Annotated in this window: 16 protein-coding genes; 6 read left to right on the top strand and 10 right to left on the bottom strand. The window is 73.9% G+C overall.

Annotation, left to right across the window (positions count from 1 at the left end):
* Positions 1–36: 36 nt before the first annotated feature.
* Complete coding sequence (locus BKA05_RS01375) at positions 37–1,296, bottom strand: oxygenase MpaB family protein (RefSeq protein WP_179529820.1); 1,260 nt, start codon at positions 1,294–1,296, stop codon at positions 37–39.
* A 45-nt stretch (positions 1,297–1,341) separates the two neighbouring features.
* Between BKA05_RS01375 and BKA05_RS01380 the strand changes: the two genes are divergently transcribed.
* On the top strand, positions 1,342–1,947 hold the full coding sequence (locus BKA05_RS01380) for a TetR/AcrR family transcriptional regulator (RefSeq protein WP_218842206.1): 606 nt from the start codon (positions 1,342–1,344) through the stop codon (positions 1,945–1,947).
* A gap of 51 nt (positions 1,948–1,998) precedes the next feature.
* Here the strand turns inward: BKA05_RS01380 and BKA05_RS01385 are convergent, their stop codons facing one another.
* The 3 genes from BKA05_RS01385 to BKA05_RS01395 form a co-directional block, all read right to left on the bottom strand.
* Positions 1,999–2,952: a metallophosphoesterase gene (locus tag BKA05_RS01385; protein ID WP_179529821.1), complete on the bottom strand. Its 954-nt coding sequence runs from the start codon at positions 2,950–2,952 to the stop codon at positions 1,999–2,001.
* Between the two features lie 13 nt (positions 2,953–2,965).
* Positions 2,966–4,684: a sulfatase-like hydrolase/transferase gene (locus BKA05_RS01390; RefSeq protein ID WP_179529822.1), complete on the bottom strand. Its 1,719-nt coding sequence runs from the start codon at positions 4,682–4,684 to the stop codon at positions 2,966–2,968.
* Positions 4,685–4,755: 71 nt separating this feature from the next.
* Entirely contained in the window at positions 4,756–5,223 is a 468-nt protein-coding gene (locus BKA05_RS01395) for a nitroreductase family deazaflavin-dependent oxidoreductase (protein WP_179529823.1), read from the bottom strand.
* A gap of 143 nt (positions 5,224–5,366) precedes the next feature.
* Between BKA05_RS01395 and mptB the strand changes: the two genes are divergently transcribed.
* Positions 5,367–6,923, top strand: a complete 1,557-nt coding sequence (mptB, locus tag BKA05_RS01400) for a polyprenol phosphomannose-dependent alpha 1,6 mannosyltransferase MptB (RefSeq protein WP_179529824.1) — start codon at positions 5,367–5,369, stop codon at positions 6,921–6,923.
* Here the strand turns inward: mptB and BKA05_RS01405 are convergent.
* Positions 6,895–8,022, bottom strand: a complete 1,128-nt coding sequence (locus tag BKA05_RS01405) for a fumarylacetoacetate hydrolase family protein (protein WP_179529825.1) — start codon at positions 8,020–8,022, stop codon at positions 6,895–6,897. The genes mptB and BKA05_RS01405 overlap by 29 nt on opposite strands.
* Positions 8,019–8,876, bottom strand: a complete 858-nt coding sequence (locus BKA05_RS01410) for a hypothetical protein (protein ID WP_218842208.1) — start codon at positions 8,874–8,876, stop codon at positions 8,019–8,021. The genes BKA05_RS01405 and BKA05_RS01410 overlap by 4 nt, the downstream gene beginning before the upstream one ends.
* 31 nt (positions 8,877–8,907) lie before the next feature.
* Between BKA05_RS01410 and BKA05_RS01415 the strand changes: the two genes are divergently transcribed.
* Positions 8,908–10,119, top strand: a complete 1,212-nt coding sequence (locus tag BKA05_RS01415; RefSeq protein WP_425489678.1) for a homogentisate 1,2-dioxygenase — start codon at positions 8,908–8,910, stop codon at positions 10,117–10,119.
* 13 nt (positions 10,120–10,132) lie between these two features.
* On the opposite strand, the gene BKA05_RS01420 is transcribed toward BKA05_RS01415, so the two are convergent.
* Positions 10,133–11,296: an ROK family protein gene (locus BKA05_RS01420; protein WP_179529826.1), complete on the bottom strand. Its 1,164-nt coding sequence runs from the start codon at positions 11,294–11,296 to the stop codon at positions 10,133–10,135.
* A gap of 83 nt (positions 11,297–11,379) precedes the next feature.
* Here BKA05_RS01420 and zwf point away from each other — a divergent pair, with 83 nt between their 5' ends.
* The 3 genes from zwf to eda are packed head-to-tail and all read left to right on the top strand — an operon-like array spanning position 11,380 to position 15,441.
* A complete protein-coding gene (zwf, locus tag BKA05_RS01425) occupies positions 11,380–12,903 on the top strand; it encodes a glucose-6-phosphate dehydrogenase (RefSeq protein ID WP_246289736.1) in 1,524 nt (507 codons plus the stop codon).
* Positions 12,900–14,819: a phosphogluconate dehydratase gene (edd, locus tag BKA05_RS01430; RefSeq protein ID WP_179529827.1), complete on the top strand. Its 1,920-nt coding sequence runs from the start codon at positions 12,900–12,902 to the stop codon at positions 14,817–14,819. The genes zwf and edd overlap by 4 nt, the downstream gene beginning before the upstream one ends.
* A complete protein-coding gene (gene eda / locus BKA05_RS01435; RefSeq protein WP_179529828.1) occupies positions 14,812–15,441 on the top strand; it encodes a bifunctional 4-hydroxy-2-oxoglutarate aldolase/2-dehydro-3-deoxy-phosphogluconate aldolase in 630 nt (209 codons plus the stop codon). The genes edd and eda overlap by 8 nt, the downstream gene beginning before the upstream one ends.
* Before the next feature lie 101 nt (positions 15,442–15,542).
* Here eda and BKA05_RS20155 read toward each other — a convergent pair whose 3' ends face one another.
* The 3 genes from BKA05_RS20155 to BKA05_RS01450 form a co-directional block, all read right to left on the bottom strand.
* The gene (locus BKA05_RS20155) at positions 15,543–16,670 is read right to left on the bottom strand and encodes a glycosyltransferase (RefSeq protein WP_179529829.1); all 1,128 of its coding nucleotides are present in this window, start codon (positions 16,668–16,670) and stop codon (positions 15,543–15,545) included.
* A gap of 131 nt (positions 16,671–16,801) precedes the next feature.
* Entirely contained in the window at positions 16,802–17,926 is a 1,125-nt protein-coding gene (locus tag BKA05_RS01445) for a hypothetical protein (RefSeq protein ID WP_179529830.1), read from the bottom strand.
* Positions 17,927–18,168: 242 nt separating this feature from the next.
* Positions 18,169–18,993 (bottom strand): DUF2189 domain-containing protein, encoded by an 825-nt coding sequence (locus tag BKA05_RS01450; RefSeq protein ID WP_179529831.1) that lies wholly within the window; start codon positions 18,991–18,993, stop codon positions 18,169–18,171.
* Positions 18,994–19,122 lie beyond the last annotated feature (129 nt).

The following is a 19,122-nucleotide window of genomic DNA, read 5'->3' on the forward strand; positions in this document are numbered from 1 at the left end:
GCGTATTGATACGCCGGCTCGGCGTGGAGGAGGGGCTCAGTGGAGGGCGGCGACCTCGGGGGCGTCGTCGCCGAAGTAGCGGACCATCAGGTCGGCGACGACGCGGTCGCCCCAGCGCTCGAGCACGCGGCGACCGCCGGGCAGGCGGCGCAGCACCTGGTGGCGCAGGGTGTGCCCGGCGATGGCCAGCGGGTGCGCCCACGGCGGGCGCAGCGGCAGGCCGAGCTCCTTCATGCTGGTCGGCCCGAGGAACACCGTGAGCATGGAGAGCAGCCGCTCCCGCTCGTACCGGGCGCGCAGCGGCGCCAAGGGTCCCCACCGGCGGAAGTCCAGCTCGAGCTGGGCGTCGACGGCCGACCGGGTCAAGAGGCCGCCGGCCTCGGTGAGCGGGCCCTGGCTGATCAGCACGTGGTAGTTGAGCCGGTGCCGCTCGCGCTCGGTCTCGACGAGGAACTCCTCGTCGACGCCCATCAGCCAGCCGACGTAGCGCCACAGGTGCATGACGGCGCGTGACTCGTAGGGGGTGACCGGCACCCCGAGGGCGCGTACGCCGATGAGGACGACCCCGTCGAAGAGGCCCAGTGTCGAGGCCTGGTCGGCCTGGTTGATCGGCAGGCCCCAGCGGTCGACGTCCCAGCGCGGCTCGAAGCCGTGGTTGACCAGCGCGTGCATGGCGCGCACGTGCAGCGTCAGTCGCCACCCCTCGGCGTACGGGCGCATGCCGCCCGGCTGCGTCAGTGACGTCACCCAGCGCTGGGTCTCCCCGAGTCGTCGTCGCGACTGCCCGCCGGTGAGGGCGCCCGTCTGCACCAGCAGGTCGGTCGGCCCGCCGAAGCGGTAGCCGCCGAGCAGCGAGAGCTGGAGCCCGACGTCGGCGGCAGCGCGGCCGAAGCGGCGGTAGGCGCGGGCACCTGCCTCGACGAGGTCCCAGTCCACCCAGTCGGGCACCTGCTCGACGGCCGTCATGAAGTCGACCAGCGCGGGTGCCGGGCCGCTCACCGCGCCGAGTCCGTGGCGCAGGGCGGTGTCCAGGTCCGACATCGACACCCGCCCAGGCTCGCCCGCTCGCGTCCGGATCGCCTCCGCCAGGCTCGCCCCGAGCTCGTCGCGCCGCCTCAGTGCCGCGCCGATCCGCAGCATCTGCTCCTCGTCGACGGACTCGACGCCGGCGATCCGCTTCAGCAGCGTGCCCATCCTCGCGGCCCGCGCCTCGCCCTCGCGGTAGCGGGTGGGCAAGGGCGGGTCCGCCGGTGGCACCGGGACGGGGGAGGCCGGTCGCGAGGGAGCACTCGTCATGGACCGACCCTGACGCGAGCGATCACTCGCCTACAATTCGCGTCCATGAGGAAGCAGCCCCAGCAGCGTCGCTCCCGGGAGATGGTCGAGCGGATCGTCGCGGCCGGGCGGGCGGTGCTCGCCGAGGAGGGGTACGACGCCTGCTCGACCAACCGGATCGCGACCCGGGCCGGGGTGAGCCCGGGGTCGGTCTACCAGTACTTCCCCGACAAGGCTGCCATCGTGGCCGCGGTCATCGAGGGCTGGTCCGACGAGACCGCCGAGCGGGTCGCGGCGTCGTTGGCCGACCGCGTGGGCGAGCCGGGCGGGATCGGCATGGTCCGCGCGACGGTCGAGGCGCTGCTCTCCGCGCTCGAGGCCGACCCCGAGCTGCTGCGCGTGGTGAGCGAGGAGCTCCCGCTGGCACAGCACAAGGAGCGCCGTACGGCGCTGGAGCGGCGGGTCCGCGAGCTGACCGCGACCTGGCTGGCCGTCCGGCCCGGCGCCTCGACCGCGACCGACCCGGCCGTGAGCGCGTGGGTGCTGGTGCTGGCCCTGGAGAACCTCGCGGTGCGGTGGGTGCTCGACTCCCCGCCCGTGCCGCGCGAGCGGCTGGTCGAGGAGCTGGTCGCACTGGTGACCGGCTACCTGTCGGTGTCCCGCCCGCGCTGACCCGTCCCCGGGCCGAGCCGTGCGCGAGCGACCTCTCGGCAGGCCCGGTCGCTAGGCCTCCAGCCCCAGCGACTGCACCAGCGCGCCGAGGTCCACGCCCTTCTTCGACAGCAGCTCGCGGCGGTCCTCGGCGGTCAGCGCCAGCACCTGGGGGGCGACCGAGAGCGGGTAGCCGTCGATCTCGGGGGCGTCGGTGACCGGCACGACGGTGTGCACGACACGGTCGTCGTAGACGTGGACCATGTTGACTGCCTGGTGGCCGTCAGCCGCGGCGAGGTAGCGGTCCGCGGGCGTGAGGTCGGAGGCGTAGCAGGTCGCCGAGGCGACAGAGACCGGGATGCCGGCGAAGAGGCTGTGGCTGGTGAAGTGGAAGTGCCCGCCGAGGATCGCCCGGACGTCGGTGCCGACCAGCACCTCCGCGAGCAGGTGCTGGTCGTAGAGCTCGATGATCTGGGCCGGGGGGAGCATCGGCACCGGGATCGGCGGGTGGTGCATCGCCAGGATCGTGCCGTGCGGCGCCGGCTCGGCCAGCACCTCGGCCAGCCAGGTCAGCTGCTCGGGGGCCAGCTCGCCGTGGTGGTAGCCGGGGACGGTGGTGTCGAGGGCGACGATGCGCAGCCCGTCCACCTCGTGCACGCGGTCCTGCGGTGCCTCGGGGTCGGCGTCGGCGCCGAAGAGCCCGTGGGCGTACGGCGCCCGCTCGTCGTGGTTGCCCATCGTCCACACCACCTCGGCGCCCCCGGGCCCCATCGCCGCGGCGACCGGCTCGACCAGCTCGCGCAGTCGGGCGTAGGCCTCGGGCTCGGCCTTGTCGGCGAGGTCGCCGGTGAACACCAGCACCTGCGGCGGCGGGTCGACGCGGCCCAGTCGCTCCAGGGCGGCGACGAGCCCGGCCTCCGGGTCGACGACGCCGTACTGCAGCTGCCCGGCGGCCAGCAGGTGCGGGTCGCTGAGGTGGGCGACGACGTGGGTGGGGTCGGGGTACTGACCGAGCGGGACCGTCACCTCGTCAGCGTAGTCACCGGTAGCCGTAGACGCGGTCGATCTCCTGCCAGTATCCCCGGGTCCAGGCCGCCACGGTGGAAGCGTCTGCCCGGTACGCCGGCGGTGCCGGCTCCTGGCAGCCGGCGCCGGAGCAGTCGCGCAGCCGCCGCCAGACCTCCTCGAGGTCCGTGCGCACCTGACGGTGCTTCTTCGAGCGCCACAGGTTGTGGTGCTGCAACGGGTCCTCGACGAGGTCGTAGAGCTCCCCGAACCCGTCGCGGTACAGCGTCATCGACCACCGCGCCGTGCGCAGGCCGATCGAGGAGCGCTTCCCGAAGGCGGCACTGCGACCGCCGGCGGTGTGGGTGGCCTCGGTGAGCACTGGCACGTCCCACCCGGCGTCCCCGTCCACCAGCGACGCCAGGAAGGAGGAGCCGTCGGCCTTGCGCGGTGGCTCCGCGTCGGCGAGGTCGAGGATCGTCGCGGTGAGGTCGGGGGTGTCGACCGGGTCGTAGCGGCGGTGGCCGCCGTCGCCGCGGCCGCGCATGCCGGGACCGGTGACCAGCAGCGGGACACGCAGTGACGGCTCGTAGGACCACACCTTGCCGGTGCGGAACCGGTGCTCACCCTGGAGCAGCCCGTTGTCGGAGGTGAAGACCAGGACGGTCCGGTCCCACTCGTCGTCCTTGCGCAGGCGCCGGACGAGCCGCGACACCTCCTTGTCCATCACCCACGCCGACTCCGCGCGCTGCCGGGCGGCCTCGCGCATGGCGGCGAGGTCGCGGCCGGTCATCGCCGGGAGGCGTCGCACCGCCCGGGGCTTGTCGGAGACGTCGCCCTCGGTCGGCGACCCCGTCCGAGCGATGCCGGGTGCCCGGTCGATCACGTCGTCGAAGCGGCCGCGGTGGCGCGGCGGGACGTACGGCGTCGGGAAGACGTGCTCGAAGCCGTCCTTGTCACGCCACGAGGCCGGGTCGTCGTCGTCGCGCGGGGCACCGTGGTGCGGAGCGATGTGGTTGACGTAGAGGAAGAACGGGCGGCCGCTGCGGGCCCGGCGGTCGGCGAACCGACCCGCCATCTGCGCGGAGAGGGAGCCGATGACCTCGGTGGAGTACCTGCCGCGGTACCGGTTGTCGATCCGCCCGCCGTGGTTGAAGGCGATGTCGGTGTAGACGTAGGTCCCGCCGTGGAAGCCGGCGTCCCCGGGGTTCTCCACCGCGCCGCGCCACTCGTCCCAGCCCCGGGGCACGTAGCGGTGCGAGGGCTGGCCGCTGACCTTCGACCGGTCCAGGCCGTAGCGGTTGAGGTACTTGCCGAGGAAGCCCGTGCGGTAGCCGGCGGCGCGCAGGGACGTCGCCACGGTCCGCGAGTCGTCGAAGGCCCCGTAGCCGTAGGGCGGCTCGTGCCAGTAGACCCCGTGGTTGTGGGCGTGCTGGCCGGTCAGGAAGGTGGCACGCGCCGGGCAGCACAGCGGGTAGGGCGCGAAGGAGTTCTCGAAGGAGATGCCGGTCCGCTCGAAGAGGCGCCGGGTCCGCGGCATCCACTGCAGGTCGTCGACACGGAGGTCGTCGGCCATCACGACCACGACGTTGGGGCGCGGGTCCTGGTCGGGCGCCCTGGACGGGAGTCCCAGCAGTGCCGATGGTGCGACCGCGGCGGCCGGAGCCGGGTTGGCGGTGGTGGCCGGGGAGGAGGAGAAGGTCAGGCAGGCGGCCAGGAGCAGGGGGGCGGCGAGCGCACGCGAACGGAGCACGACGGCACGCTAGCCCGATCCTTTACCCTCCGGCGGTCGGCGCGGCCGATGGCCGTCGGGCCAGACCGGCGTCAGACCCGGGTCAGGCGGAAGACCGGGATGACCCGGTCGGTGCGCTCCTCGTACTTCGCGTAGTTGGGCCAGGTGCGCAGCATCGTCCGCCACGCGGCGGCCCTCGCCTCGCCCTCGAGCTCCTCGGCGCGGACCTCGGTCTCCACCTTCGCGTAGCGGATGTGCGCGGTGTCGGCGGCGCGCAGGTTGTGCACCCACACCGGCATCTTCGGGCCGCCGAAGTAGGAGCCCGCGATCAGCCAGGTGTCACCGTCGGGCACGCACAGCAGCGGCGTGCTGCGCGGGATGCCGCTCTTGCGGCCGGCGACGGTGAGCATGAGGTTCGGCAGGCCGGCGATGTCGAGCACGCTGACCCGGCCGCGCGAGGCCTTCTGCAGGCGGGTGTCGACCCACACGATCTGCGGCAGCAGCTTCGGCATCCACTCGATCGATCCGATCTTCACGGCGAGGGGAGTCAGCAGGCCCATGACGGTGAATCTAGAACAGGTTCCGTCGGCGCCGCGCACCCGACCCAGGGCGCGGACCGCCCGCACCCCGCGTTCACCCGGCGGCCGTCGACCCGCCGCTCGCCCGACCCCCGGCCGCTGGGAGGGGTTCCTACGGTGCCCCCGTGCTGTCTCGTGGCCTGCTCGGTAGCGCCCTGGTCCTCCTCGGGGGCCTGGTGGTCTCCACCCTGCCGCGCAGCGCGCCCATCCTGCAGGTCGAGGCGCTCGCGGCCCTGCGGGGCGCGGAGGCGGGGCGGATGCTCGGGCTGGCGGTCGTCCTGACCGGGCTCGGCCTGCTGGCCGCGGCCTGGCTGCGGCTGTGCCGCGAGGTCGGCGCCGGCCGGGAGACCGGGGACCGGGACGAGGCGGTCGGGCTCGTGCGCTTCGCGACGCTGGTGTGGAGCGCGCCGCTGGTCCTCGCACCGCCGCTGTTCTCCCGCGACGGCTGGTCCTACGCCGCGCAGGGGGCGATGACCCACCTCGGGATCTCGCCCTACGAGCACGGTCCGTCGGTGCTGCGGGGCCCGGTCGTGCAGGCCGTCGACCCGCGCTGGATGGACACCATCACGCCGTACGGCCCCGTGCCGCTCGCGGTCGGCGACCAGCTCGCGGCGCTCACCGGCAACCCGTGGATGCTGGTCATCGGGCACCGGGTGCTCGCGCTGGTCGGCCTCGCGCTGCTGGCCTGGGCGGTGCCGCGCCTGGCCACCTGGACCGGCGTCGACCCGGCCCTGGCCTCCGCGCTGGTCATCGCCTCCCCGCTGATGCTGGCCAACGGCGTCGGCGGGCTGCACAACGACCTGCTGATGGCCGGACTGATGGCCGCCGCGCTGGTGGTCGCCGTCGAGCACGGCTGGGCCTGGGGGGCGGTGCTCGGCGGCACCGCGGCCGCGGTCAAGGCGCCCGGCGGGCTGGTGTGCGTGGCCGTCGCCCTCGTCGGGCTCCCCGCCGCCGCCACCCTCACCGACCGGGTACGCCGGTTGGCCGGCGTGGCCGGGGTCTCCCTCGGGTGGCTCGTGGGGCTCGGCCTGCTCACCGGGGTCGGTGTCGGCTGGGTCGCCGGCCTGACCGTGCCCGGCACCGTGAACACCCCGCTCTCGGTCACCACGCTGGCCGGGGGCTCCCTCGACTGGGTCGCCGGCCTGCTGGGGCTCGACCTGGCCCCGGCCACGTTGCTCGGCGTCGTACGCACCCTGGGGTCGGGGGCGGCGCTCGGCCTGGTCGGGTGGGCGGCGCTGCGTCGGCCCACCGGTGACCGGGCCTCCGCGGTCGGCACCGCGGCGCTGCTGATGGGTGGGCTCGTGGTGCTGAGCCCGGTCGTGCACCTGTGGTACCTGCTGTGGGTGGTGCCCTTCGTCGCGACGCTGCGGCTCTCGCGGCTGGCCGTGACGGCGCTGGTGGCGGTGAGCGTCATCGCCGGGCTGGTGGCGCCGATGGACTCCTCGCTGCACGGCGCCTACTACGCGATCGTGCTCGGCTCGATGATCGTGGCGATCCTCGCGCCGGTCCTGCTGTGGACCCGCGGTGCCCGTGCGCGGGTGGAGCGGATCGCCACCGCCCACCTGCCCGGCCTCGCCGACCTGGTGCCGGCTCCGCCACGCGCCACGGCGGCGTCGGTGCCCCCGCCCCGCCAGCCGCTCGGGACCGCTGAGCTCAGCGGGCTGCTTCGATCCTTCCGCTGACCTCGCCGAGGCTCAGCCGGCCGCCCGAGGTGGACGGGGCGGAGTAGCGCAGCACGACCTCGTCGCCGTCCTCCAGGAAGCGCTCGCCCTTCCACAGCTCGATGAACGACCCCTCCTGCCCGTGCTCGGGCCCGCTGATCGTGCCGCTGGCGAACAGGTCGCCGGTGCGCACGCTCGCGCCGTTCACGGTCAGGTGGGCGAGCATCTGGGCCGGGGACCAGTAGGTCGAGGAGTACGTCGGGCGGCTGACCACCTCGCCGTTGAGCTCGACCTCCACGTCGATGTCGAGGCCGCGGGTGCGACCCGGCTCGAGGTAGGCAGCGGGCTCGGGGTCCTGGCCCGGCAGGTCGCACCAGGCGGCGTCGAGGGCGGCGAGCGGGGTGACCCAGCAGCTGATCGTGGTGGCGAAGGACTTGCCGAGGAACGGCCCGAGCGGGACGTACTCGTAGGCCTGCACGTCGCGCGCGGACCAGTCGTTGAGCCCGACCACGCCGAAGACGTGGTCGGCCAGCGCGGCCGCGGGGACGCGGGTGCCGATCGCCGAGGGGGCGCCGACGACGAAGCCGAGCTCGGCCTCGATGTCGAGGCGCCGGGTCGGTCCGAAGGAGGGTGGCTCGCCCGGCCCGACCGGGCGCAGGCCGGAGGGGCGCACGACCGGGGTGCCGCTGGGCACGACGGTGCCGGCGCGGCCGTGGTAGCCGACCGGCAGGTGCTTCCAGTTCGGCAGCAGCGGCTCGGAGTCAGGGCGGAACATCCGACCGAGGTTGGTCGCGTGGTGCTCGGAGGCGTAGAAGTCGACGTAGTCGGCGACCTCGAACGGCAGGTGCATGACCACGTCGGCCAGCGGGATGCCGGGCAGGTCGGGCGCCAGGTCGAGCACCTGCTCGCGCAGCTGACGCCACGTCGACGGCCCGCGCTCCATGAGCGGGTTGAGCGACGTCGCGGCCAGCTCGGGACGGGACGTGGCGGTGGCGAGGTCGAGGACCTCGTCGCCACGCCGCACCCCGACGCGACGCGGGCCGCCGTCGACGGAGAAGACGCCGTAGGGCAGGTGGTCGAGCCCGAACCCGTTCTCGGCCCTGTTCGCCACACCGTTCACAGCGACACCATCTCCCGCAGGTCGGCCAGCGGCTCGTCGATGCTGCACGAGCCGAAGGAGGTGAACCAGCGCCGGGCGCCGGCGAGGTCGAGGGCGAGCAGGTCGGTGGCGTCGTCGCGGCGCAGGGTGGCGACGACGTCGTCGGGGGAGCCGCCGTCGAAGGCGACGCGGGTGGCGGCCAGCACCGTGAGGAAGCCGTGGTGGGTGCAGCCGTCGGCGTCCACGTGCGGCAGCGCGCGGTGGAGCCCGGCGGTGCACTTGAACGCCAGCTCGCGGTCCAGCGCCGCGTCGATCCAGGCAGCCAGCCGCTCGGGGGTCGGGAACGCGTCGGGGTCGAGCCCGCCGGTGCGGAGCTTGAGCCGCAGCTCGGCGGCCGCGACCTCGTCGGCGGCGGCCAGCCAGGAGTACGTCGGGTCGCCGGCGGGCAGCTCGACGAAGACCGAAGTGTCCTCGTCGAGGACGCCCTCGCCCCGGGCGGCGTCGACGGCCGCGACCACCCGACGGGCGTTGCCGGCCGGGTCGTCGACGTCGCGCAGGGCGATCTCCAGGCCCGCGACCGGCAGTCCGCGGCGCGCGCACAGCTGGGCCGGCCCGAGGACCTGGCCGGCACCCCCGGTCAGCACCACGGAGACCGGCGTTCCCGGGGGGACCTGCGGGAGGTCGGTGTCGTGGACCACGAAGGAGCGCACCAGCCGCGCGGCCGCGCCGGCGCGGTCGGCGTACGTCGTCAGGGCGGCGGCCAGGGGCGCGTCGCCGGGTGGGAAGGTCGCCGCGTCGTCGACGAGCCCGACCCAGAACGGGTCGGGGACGGGTTCGGTGAACGGCTCGGTGGACACTGTCGTCTCCTCGGTCACGGGGCTACTCTAACGGTCACATAGTGAGGCGATGCGTCCGATAAGCGGACGTACCGGAGAGGGAGCGATGGCCTACTACCGCAGTGTGGGAGATGTCCCGCCCACCCGCCACACCCAGCACCGCGACCCCGAGGGCCGGCTCTACCGCGAGGAGCTGATGGGGGAGGAGGGCTTCTCCTCCGACTCCTCGCTGCTCTACCACCGCGGGGTGCCCTCGGCGATCGTGGCGAGTGAGGTCTGGGAGCTGCCCGACCAGTCGCGCACCCCCAACCACCCGCTCGCCCCGCGGCACCTCCGGCTGCACGACCTCGAGACAGGCCCCGACGCGGTCACCGGCCGGCGGGTGGTGCTGGCAAATCACGACGTCCGCATCTCCTACGTCGTCACCGGCACCGGGCCGAGCGCCTACTACCGCGACGCGATCGGCGACGAGTGCGTCTTCGTGGAGTCCGGCGCCGGCGTGGTCGAGACCGTCTTCGGGGCCGTCCCCTACCGCGCCGGTGACTTCGTCGTCATCCCGCGCGCGACCACCCACCGGTGGGTGCCCTCCGAGCCGAGCCGGCTCTACGCGACCGAGGCCAGCAGCCACGTCGCGCCGCCGAAGCGCTACCTCTCCAAGTACGGCCAGCTGCTCGAGCACGCGCCGTACTGCGAGCGCGACCTGCACGGCCCCACCGAGCCGCTGCTGCAGGAGGGCTCGGACGTCGAGGTGCTGGTCAAGCACCGCACGTCGGCCGGGATCGTCGGGACCCGGATGGTCTACGCGACCCACCCGCTCGACGTGGTCGGCTGGGACGGCTGCCTCTACCCCTACACGCTCAACATCGACGACTACATGCCCATCACCGGCAAGGTGCACCAGCCGCCGCCGGTCCACCAGGTCTTCGAGGGCTGGAACTTCGTCATCTGCGCCTTCCTGCCGCGCAAGGTCGACTACCACCCGCTCGCGGTCCCGGTGCCCTACTACCACTCCAACGTCGACAGCGACGAGGTGATGTTCTACGTCGCCGGCGACTACGAGGCGCGCAAGGGCTCCGGGATCGGGCTCGGCTCCATCTCGCTGCACCCCGGCGGCCACGCCCACGGCCCGCAGCCCTCGGCGATCGAGGCCTCGCTGGGCGCCGAGCGCTTCGAGGAGACCGCCGTCATGGTGGACACCTTCGCCCCGCTCGAGCTCGGCGAGGGCGGACTGGGCGTCGAGGACCCGTCGTACGCCACCAGCTGGGCGCGGGACCGCGGCTGAGTCGGCGCGCTCCTCAGCCCCGCAGCAGCTCGTCGACGGCGCGCGGCTCCAACGCACGGTCGATGGCCAGCGCCGCGCAGCCGTGCAGGCCCGCGGCCTCGCCGTGGGTGGCGGGCAGGAACCGCAGGTCGCGCACCGCACCGGGGTGGGCGCGGGCGTAGAGCGTCTCGCGCAGGCCGGCGGTGTAGAGGTCGAAGGCGCTGCCCATGTCGCCGCCGATGACGACGGCACCCGGGTGCAGCAGGTTCACCGCGACGGCCAGCACCTCGCCGAGCTGGCGCCCGGCGCCGCGCAGCAGCCGTCGCGCGACGGGGTCGCCGGCCAGGGCCGTCGCGACCAGGTCGCGCACGTGGCGTACGTCGGTGCGCCCCTGCTCCTGGAGCGCCGCGACCAGGGCCCACCCGCCCGCCACCGTCTCGAGGCAGCCGGTCGCCCCGCACCGGCAGGGGAGCTCCCCGGCGACGTCGACCCGGGTGTGGCCGAGCTCCCCGGTGGTGCCCTGGCCCTCGCCGACGAGCCGGCCGTCCGCGACGACCCCGAGCGCGAGGCCGGTGGAGGCCTTGACCACCAGCATGGTCTCGGCGGCCGGCACCTGCCCGAACAGCTCGGAGCGGGTGAGTGCGGCGGTGTCGTTGTCGACGTGCACCGGCGCCTCGGTCACCGGCCGCAGGAACGCGGAGAGGTCCACGCCGTCCCAGCCGCGGAGCACGGGGGCGTCGATGCTGCAGCACTTCGCGGGGTCGACGCTGCCGGGCAGGCTCAGGCCCACGCCGGCCACGCGGGTCCCGCGCAGGTCGGCCACGAGGGACCCGAGCCGTCGGGCCACCGACGGCATCAGGTCGGCGGCGCTGGTGCCGGGCTCGTGGTCGTGGGTGTCCCCGGCGATCTCCCGGCCGGCGAGGTCGAAGACGCCGACCTGGCTGCGGGAGCGACCCACGGCCACGGCCAGCACCACGGCGGCGTCCGGGTTCAGGTGCAGCGAGCCGGCCGGCCGGCCGCCGGTGGAGGCGTGGTCACCACCCTCGAGGAGCAGCCCGGCGTCGCTGAGGGCCGTCAGACGGGAGGTGACGGCGCCACGGGAGAGGCCGGTGAGGCGCACGAGGTCGGCGCGGGTGCTCGCCCGGCCGGTGCGCACCAGGGTGAGGAGGCCGCCCGCGGAGGTGTCGGCGACGCTCATGAGCGGGAGTGAACCACAGACTTTTGTCGAAAACTAGCGAAAGAATGCTTGTATCGATCCAAAAGTCCTGCGACCGTAGACGCATGCACCTCCCGTCCTCGACCTCCCACCACCCGGTGGGGGACGTCTCCGCGACCATGCCGCCGGTCTGCGACTTCACCGTCTTCGGCGGCACCGGCGACCTCGCGCTGCGCAAGCTGCTGCCCGCGCTCTACCACCGCGACCTCGAGGGGCACCTGCCCGAGGACACCCGCATCATCGGTGTCTCCCGCTCCGAGATCGACGACGAGGGCTACCGCGCCGAGGTGCGCGCGGCCCTGGAGCGGTTCGTGGAGCCCGCGCTGCTCGAGCCCGAGGCCGTCGAGCGCCTGCTCGGTCGCCTGCACCACCTGTGCCTGGACGCCGACACGGCCGAGGGCTGGCACCTGCTGCACGGCCTGCTCAAGGACCGCCCCCGCGAGGACGATGCGGTCCGGGTCTTCTACCTCGCCGTCGCCCCCCGGCTCTTCGGTCCCACATGCGAGCGGCTCGCCGAGATCGGCGTGGTCAACGAGCGGGCCCGCGTCGTCATGGAGAAGCCGATCGGTCACGACCTCGGCTCCGCCCGCGAGGTCAACGACGCCGTCGGCTCGGTCTTCGCCGAGCACCAGGTCTTCCGGATCGACCACTACCTGGGCAAGGAGAGCGTGCAGAACCTCCTGGTCACGCGCTTCGCCAACACCTTCCTCGAGCCGCTGTGGAACTCCCAGTGGGTCGACCACGTGCAGATCACGGTGTCCGAGACCGTGGGTGTCGGGTCCCGCGGCGGCTACTACGACCACGCCGGCGCGCTGCGCGACATGGTGCAGAACCACCTGCTGCAGCTGCTGTGCCTCGTGGCGATGGAGCCCCCGACGTACGTCGGCCGGGAGAACGTCCGCGACGAGAAGCTCAAGGTCCTGCAGGCGCTCAAGCCGCTCACCCCCGCCGACGTCGACCGCGACACCGTCCGCGGGCAGTACGTCGCCGGCCTGGTCGAGGGTGAGCGCGCCGCGTCGTACGCCGACGACCTCGGCGCGGACCGCTCCGACACCGAGACCTTCGTGGCCCTCAAGGCCGAGGTGCAGAACTGGCGCTGGGCGGGCGTGCCGTTCTACCTGCGCACCGGCAAGCGGATGGACCGCCGCGTCAGCGAGATCGTCGTGGTGTTCAAGGAGCCCCCGCACGCGATGTTCCCCGGCGCCGAGGGCGGCGCGAGCGCCAACCGGCTGCACATCTGCGTTCAGCCCGACGAGGGCATGCGCCTGCACCTCACCGCCAAGGAGCCGGGCCCCGGCGGGATCCGGCTGCGACCCGTCTCGCTGGACCTCAGCTACGCCACGACCTTCGACCAGCGCAGCCCCGAGGCCTACGAGCGCCTGCTGATGGACGTCGTGCGCGGCAACCCCACGCTGTTCATGCGCCGCGACGAGGTGGAGGCCGCGTGGTCGTGGGTCGCGCCGATCCTCGACCGCTGGGAGGAGTCCCCCGAGCCCCCCCGCCGCTACCCCGCCGGCACCCCCGGCCCCTTCGCCGCCGCCGCGCTGCTCGAGCGCGACGGCCGATCCTGGCAGGAGACCGACCAGTGAGCACCCCGCCCAGCAGCTTCTCCGGCACCCCCACCGCCCTGCACCCCGTGGTGGCAGCCGTCACCGAGCGCGTCGTCGAGCGCAGCGCGGCCCACCGTGCGGCGTACCTCGACAAGATCCGCGCGATGGCCGAGACCGGCCCGGCCCGCACCCGCCTGGCCTGCGCCAACCTCGCGCACGGCTTCGCCTCCGCCGAGCCGGTCGACAAGGAGGCACTGCGTGGGACGGTCAAGCCGAACCTCGCGATCGTCACCTCCTACAACGACATGCTCTCGGCCCACCAGCCGTTCGTGGACTACCCGCCGCAGCTGAAGAAGGCGGTCATCCGGGCCGGCGGCATCGCCCAGGTCGCCGGCGGAGTGCCGGCCATGTGCGACGGCGTGACGCAGGGGCGCGCGGGCATGCAGCTCTCGCTCTACTCCCGCGACGTCATCGCGATGTCGACGGCGATCGCGCTCTCGCACGACATGTTCGACGGCTCGATGCTGCTCGGCGTCTGCGACAAGATCGTGCCCGGCCTGGTGATCGGCGCCCTGTCCTTCGGGCACCTGCCGACGATCCTGGTGCCCGCCGGGCCGATGGAGTCCGGGCTGCCCAACAAGGAGAAGGCGCGGGTGCGCCAGCGCTTCGCCGAGGGCAAGGCGACCCGCGAGGAGCTGCTCGAGGCCGAGGCCGCGTCGTACCACTCGGTGGGCACCTGCACCTTCTACGGCACCGCCAACTCCAACCAGCTGCTGATGGAGGTCATGGGCCTGCACCTGCCGGGCAGCTCCTTCGTCAACCCCGGTACGCCGATGCGTGCCGCCCTCACCGACGCGGCTGCCGCCCGGGTGACCGAGATGGCGCGCGGGGTGCAGAGCGCGCCGATGGGCGAGCTGGTCGACGAGCGCACGATGGTCAACGCCTGCGTGGCGCTGCTGGCCTCGGGCGGCTCGACCAACCACACGATGCACCTGGTCGCGATGGCCCGCGCTGCGGGCATCGAGCTGACCTGGCAGGACCTCTCCGACCTCTCAGCCGTCGTGCCGTCGCTGTGCCGGATCTACCCCAACGGCTCGGCCGACGTGAACCACTTCCAGGCCGCGGGTGGCATCGCCTTCCTGGTGCGCACCCTGCTCGACGCCGGGTTGCTGCACGAGGACGTGCTGACCGTCGCCGGGCCCGGCCTGCGCCGCTACACCCAGGAGCCGCGGCTGGTCGAGGACGGCTCCGGCCGGACGGGCGTCGAGTGGGTCGAGGGCCCGACCGCGACGCTCGACCCCGAGGTGCTGCGCCCTGCCGACGACCCGTTCGCACCCGACGGCGGGCTGCGGGTGCTGACCGGCCCGCTGGGCCGAGCGGTCATCAAGACCTCGGCAGTCACCCCCGAGCACCGCGTGGTGACCGCCCCGGCCGTGGTCTTCGACGACCAGGCCGACTTCCTGGCCGCGTTCTCGGCCCACGAGCTCGACGGTCGCGACTTCGTGGCCGTCATCCGCTACCAGGGGCCGGCTGCCAACGGCATGCCCGAGCTGCACAAGCTCACCCCGGCGCTGGGGGTGCTGCAGGACCGCGGTCAGAAGGTCGCGATCGTGACCGACGGCCGGATGTCCGGGGCGTCGGGCAAGGTGCCGGCCGCCATCCACGTCACGCCCGAGGCCGCGCTGGGCGGGGCGATCGCCAAGATCGTCGACGGCGACCTCGTCACGGTCGACGGCACGACCGGGGTGCTCACCGTCGAGGACGCCGAGACCGTCCTCGCGCGACCCGCGACCGGCGCCGCGCCGACCGCCGCCGAGTTCGTCGGCACCGGACGCGAGCTGTTCGCCGCGTTCCGCGCCACCGTCGGGCCCGCCGACGAGGGCGCCGGCGTCTTCCCGGCCGTCCCTGCCCTCCACCACTCCCCGCAGCAGAGCGAGGCTCCCGCCCATGTCTGAGTCCACCCCCGCCTCGATCCTCGACCTCGTCCCGGTCGTCCCCGTGGTCGTCATCGACGACCTCGACCACGCGGTGCCGCTGGCCCGGGCGCTGGTGGCCGGTGGGCTGCCGGTCATCGAGCTGACCCTGCGCACGCCGGTCGCCCTCGACGCGGTGCGCGCGATCGCGGACGAGGTCCCCGAGATCACCCTCGGGGTCGGCACGGTCTGCACGCCCGCCCAGGCCGAGCAGGCGGCCGTGGCCGGGGCCGGCTTCCTGGTCTCCCCGGGCACCACCCCGGCCCTGCTCGAGGCGATGCTCGGCACCGGGCTGCCGTTCCTGCCCGGCACGGCCACGGTCTCCGAGGTGCTCGCGGTCCTCGAGGCCGGGGTCACCGAGATGAAGTTCTTCCCCGCCGAGGCCTCCGGTGGTGCCGCCTACCTGAAGTCGCTGGCCTCGCCGCTGGCAGCCGCCCGCTTCTGCCCGACCGGCGGCATCACGGCCACCAGCGCACCGTCGTACCTCTCCCTGCCGAACGTCGGCTGCGTCGGCGGCTCCTGGCTCACCCCTCCCGACGCCCTCGCCGCCGGTGACTGGGGCCGCGTGGAGTCCCTCGCCCGGGAGGCTGCGGGGCTGGGCTGACCGGGCGCGGTTTCACCACCCGGGTGGTGAAACTGGCGCTGGTCTCACGGAACTCCGGTCGACAAGCGGCAGTTCCATGCGACCAGTCGGCCCGCCGGGCGCTACGCCGGCACCCGGACCCGGCCGGTGACGTCGGTGGCGTCCGCGTGCACGGCGAGCATCGCGTCGGTCGCCGCCGACCACGGGTACCGCTCGGCGCGACGTCGAGCCCCGACGCGCAGGTGCTCGCGCGGCCGGGCGGCGAGGTCGAGGACGGCGTCCGCCAGCGTCGAGGGGTACGGCGCAGCCCAGCCGCCCGAGGTGACGTCCACGAGCTCGCGGGCCCCTCCTCGGTCCGCGGTCACGACGGGAGTCCCGCAGGCCAGCGCCTCGAGCACCGCGAGCCCGAAGGTCTCCCCGGGGCAGACCGACAGGGCGATGTCCGCGGCGGCGATCCGCTCGCGCAGGGCGTCTCGTCCCGCCACGAAGCCGTGGAAGGTCACGGGGGCCGATCCGGCGATCGCCCGCAGCTCGTCGAGGTGGGGCCCCTCGCCGTAGACGTCGAGCTGCACCGGCACCCCACGCTCGTGCAGCTCCGCGGCCGTGGCGACCGCCAGGTGGGGCGACTTCTCCCGGGACAGCCGGCCGACGTGCACCAGGCGCAGGACACCGTCCGAGCGTGGGGGCTGCCGGACCGGCCGGAAGGTGTCGAGGTCGACGCCCAGCGGCACCCTGGTGACAGGGCATCGGGCGGAGGCGGCGACGGAGCGGAACTCCCGCTCGGCGTACCCCGACGTCACCACGAGCCGGTCGACGGAGCGGACCACCAGCCGGTTCAGCAGCGCGATGGGGGCCCGTGCGGAGGTGTCGAGGCCGGTGCGCATCGCCAGCATGTCGCCGAGCCGCTCGTGCGAGAGCAGCACCGTGGCGACACCTCGGCGCCGTGCCCACCTCGCCACCGGCAGCAGCGTGGTCTTGTCGTGGAGCTCGACCGAGGTCGGCGCGAAGCGCTCGAGGGCCTCGACGACCCGCCAGGGCTCGACGATGAGGCGGTAGCCGCCGCCGACCCGGGGCGCACGGACCGAGACCACCGTCCCGGTCGCGGTCTCCTCGACGGCATCGGCCGGCCCCGGCACGACCAGCAGCCGCTCGACACCGGCGTCGACGTACCCCTCGCCCATCGCCGAGACGGCGGTCCGCACCCCACCGGAGGCGGGGCCGATGAAGTTGGCGAGCTGGGCGATGCGCACGGCGCACACCCTGGCCGGAGCGGGTGAACGCACGGCGACCCTGCCGTGGATGGCGGACGAGCGCTGGGCCGCAGGCCCAGCGCTCGTCGCCGGTGGATCCGTTCAGCGGGTCCGGGGGACCTGCTGCTGCCTCAGCAGGTGATGCCGCCCTTGGGCACCTTGACCTTGGTCTGCAGCGGTGCGACCGCCACGTCGGCGATGACCTGGCCGGCCAGGGAGAGGACCAGGCGCAGGGTGACCGACTTGGCCTTCGCCATCCGACCGTTGTCTGTCACCTTCTCCGAGATGATGCCGGGGAACTGGATGGTCAGGCCGAGCAGCGGGTTCGCCGGGATGCCGATCTCGGCGGGCGCCCCGTCGGTCGGGATCGGGACGGGCGAGCCGTCGGGGCCGGTGATCTCCAGGACAGCGGGGGTGTACGTGATCTTGGCCTTGCCCGGACGGCCGGTGGCCACGGCGACCATCTTCGGGTCGGCGACGACCTCGACGTTCACCATGTCGCCGAAGAGGCCGATGTCGGCCAGCGCGGTGGTGGCGACGGCCTTGAGGCCGGCCTTCTTCTTCTTGGGCAGGTAGGACGTCTTCTGGATGGCCGAGACGGTGCCGTCGAGCCCGAGCAGCGAGCCGAAGCCGGGGATCACGCTGGGCAGCACCGCCAGGTCGGCGGTGGAGGAGGTCGACGAGGTCACCGCCTTGCGGCCGGGCACGCACTTCTTCGGGCCGTTCCAGCGGGCCATGGTGTCCCCGGTGGAGACACCGAGCGAGAGCAGCGGCTCAGCCGGTACGGGGACGAGGGTCTGGGAGGGCACGGCTTCCTTGCCCTTGGCCGGTCCGACCTTCGCCACCAGGGCCGTGAGCAGCCCGGAGAGGTCGTTGTCGGCGAGGCCGCGGCCGCCGAGCGTCTTCGACGTCGAGACCGCGGTGTTCTCCTTGCGGGTGTTGATGTTGGCGGCAGCGCGACCCACGCGCAGGTCGACGACCTTGCCGCCCTCGATGCCGGGGGTCTGGTCCAGCACGATCGCGCGGAGCACCTGGGAGCCCACCTTGGCGCGGTGGTGGTACTTCTGCGTGCCCTTCTTCTTGCCGGCGCGAGCGGCGAGCGCATCGGTCGTCGCGCTGGCCGACGAGGCTGCGTCGGAGCGTGCGGCGGCCCCGGCGGGGGCGCCGCTGACGGCGAGGACGGGAAGGGCGGTGATCAGCGCGGTCGAGACGGCTAGGGCCGTCCGGTGCACCGTGGCGGGGGCGTGCGGGGTCATCAGACCTCCTGGGGGGCTTGGGGGGGTCCGGCCATGGTCACCCGGATGTGCGAGGCGGCCGGGCGCGTTCTCGCCCAGCGGACCGGTGGTCTGGACAGATACCCCCATCCGTACGCGGGGCCCGGGCGTCGTCGGTGGTGCAGGTCACGACGGCCCGGTGGGGCGTACGCCGTGCCGGGCTCCTCGAGGTCGGGAGCCCGGCGCGGTCCGTGCTGCGGCTGCTGCGAGCCGGGGCGGAGTGGTCAGCCGGCGACCGGCTGGCCCGTCAGCCGCTTGTAGGTGAAGGCGGTGCCGAGGTAGATCACCGGCAGCGCGGCCAGCAGCCCCACCAGGCAGGCGAGCGTCCCGGCGATCGCCAGGCCCAGGCAGGTCAGCATCCACAGCAGCACCGAGCCGAGGTTGCCCGTGACCAGCGAGACGCTGGCCTTCAGCGAGCCGATCGCGTCCAGGTCGGGACGGTCCACCAGGAAGTAGACGCTGAAGGCGGTGAGCACGATCGCCACCAGGCCCGGCAGCACGCACAGGATCAGGCCCACGGTGACGATGACGCCCTGGAGCAGGCCGAGCAGCAGCACCTGCGGCAGCTTCGGCGGCTGGAACAGCGCCATGATGAAGTCCTGGCGGATGCCGCGACCCTCGGTCAGGTCGAGGGCGCCGCGGACGACGCCGGCGCTGAGGACCGTGCCGACCACCCAGCCGAGCACGCCGAAGGCCAGCGTGAGCGGGATGTTGTCGCCGAAGGCCGAGCCGAGCGCCTGCAGGGCGCCGTTGACGATGAGCAGGACCAGGATCGCGAGCAGGATCGGGCCGACGTTGGCCTTGAAGGTGCGCCACCCGAACGGCACGGCGTCGCCGACGCTCCACTGGGGCGAGGGTGCCCCGCCGTAGCCGCCGCCGCCGTAGCCACCACCGCCGTAGCCACCACCGGCCGGCGGCCCGCTCGGGGGCGGGGTGCCGTAGCCGCCGCCGTACCCACCACCGGGGGGCGGGGGCGGTGGGGTCTGGCCGTAGTCGGGTCCGGAGCCTCCCGGCTCACCGGGCGGGTAGGGCGGGGGTGTGCTCGACATGTGCTCCTCCTCGACGCGTGTGCTCGGCAAGATAGCGGTCCCGGCGCCGTCCCGCAGCCGCGCCCGGCCGGCCGGCTCGGGCTGGAGGGCCCGCACGGGTGGACCCGGTGCCGGTGGCGCTGCGCATGA

This window comes from Nocardioides marinus, assembly GCF_013408145.1.
Taxonomy (GTDB): Bacteria; Actinomycetota; Actinomycetes; order Propionibacteriales; family Nocardioidaceae; genus Nocardioides; species Nocardioides marinus.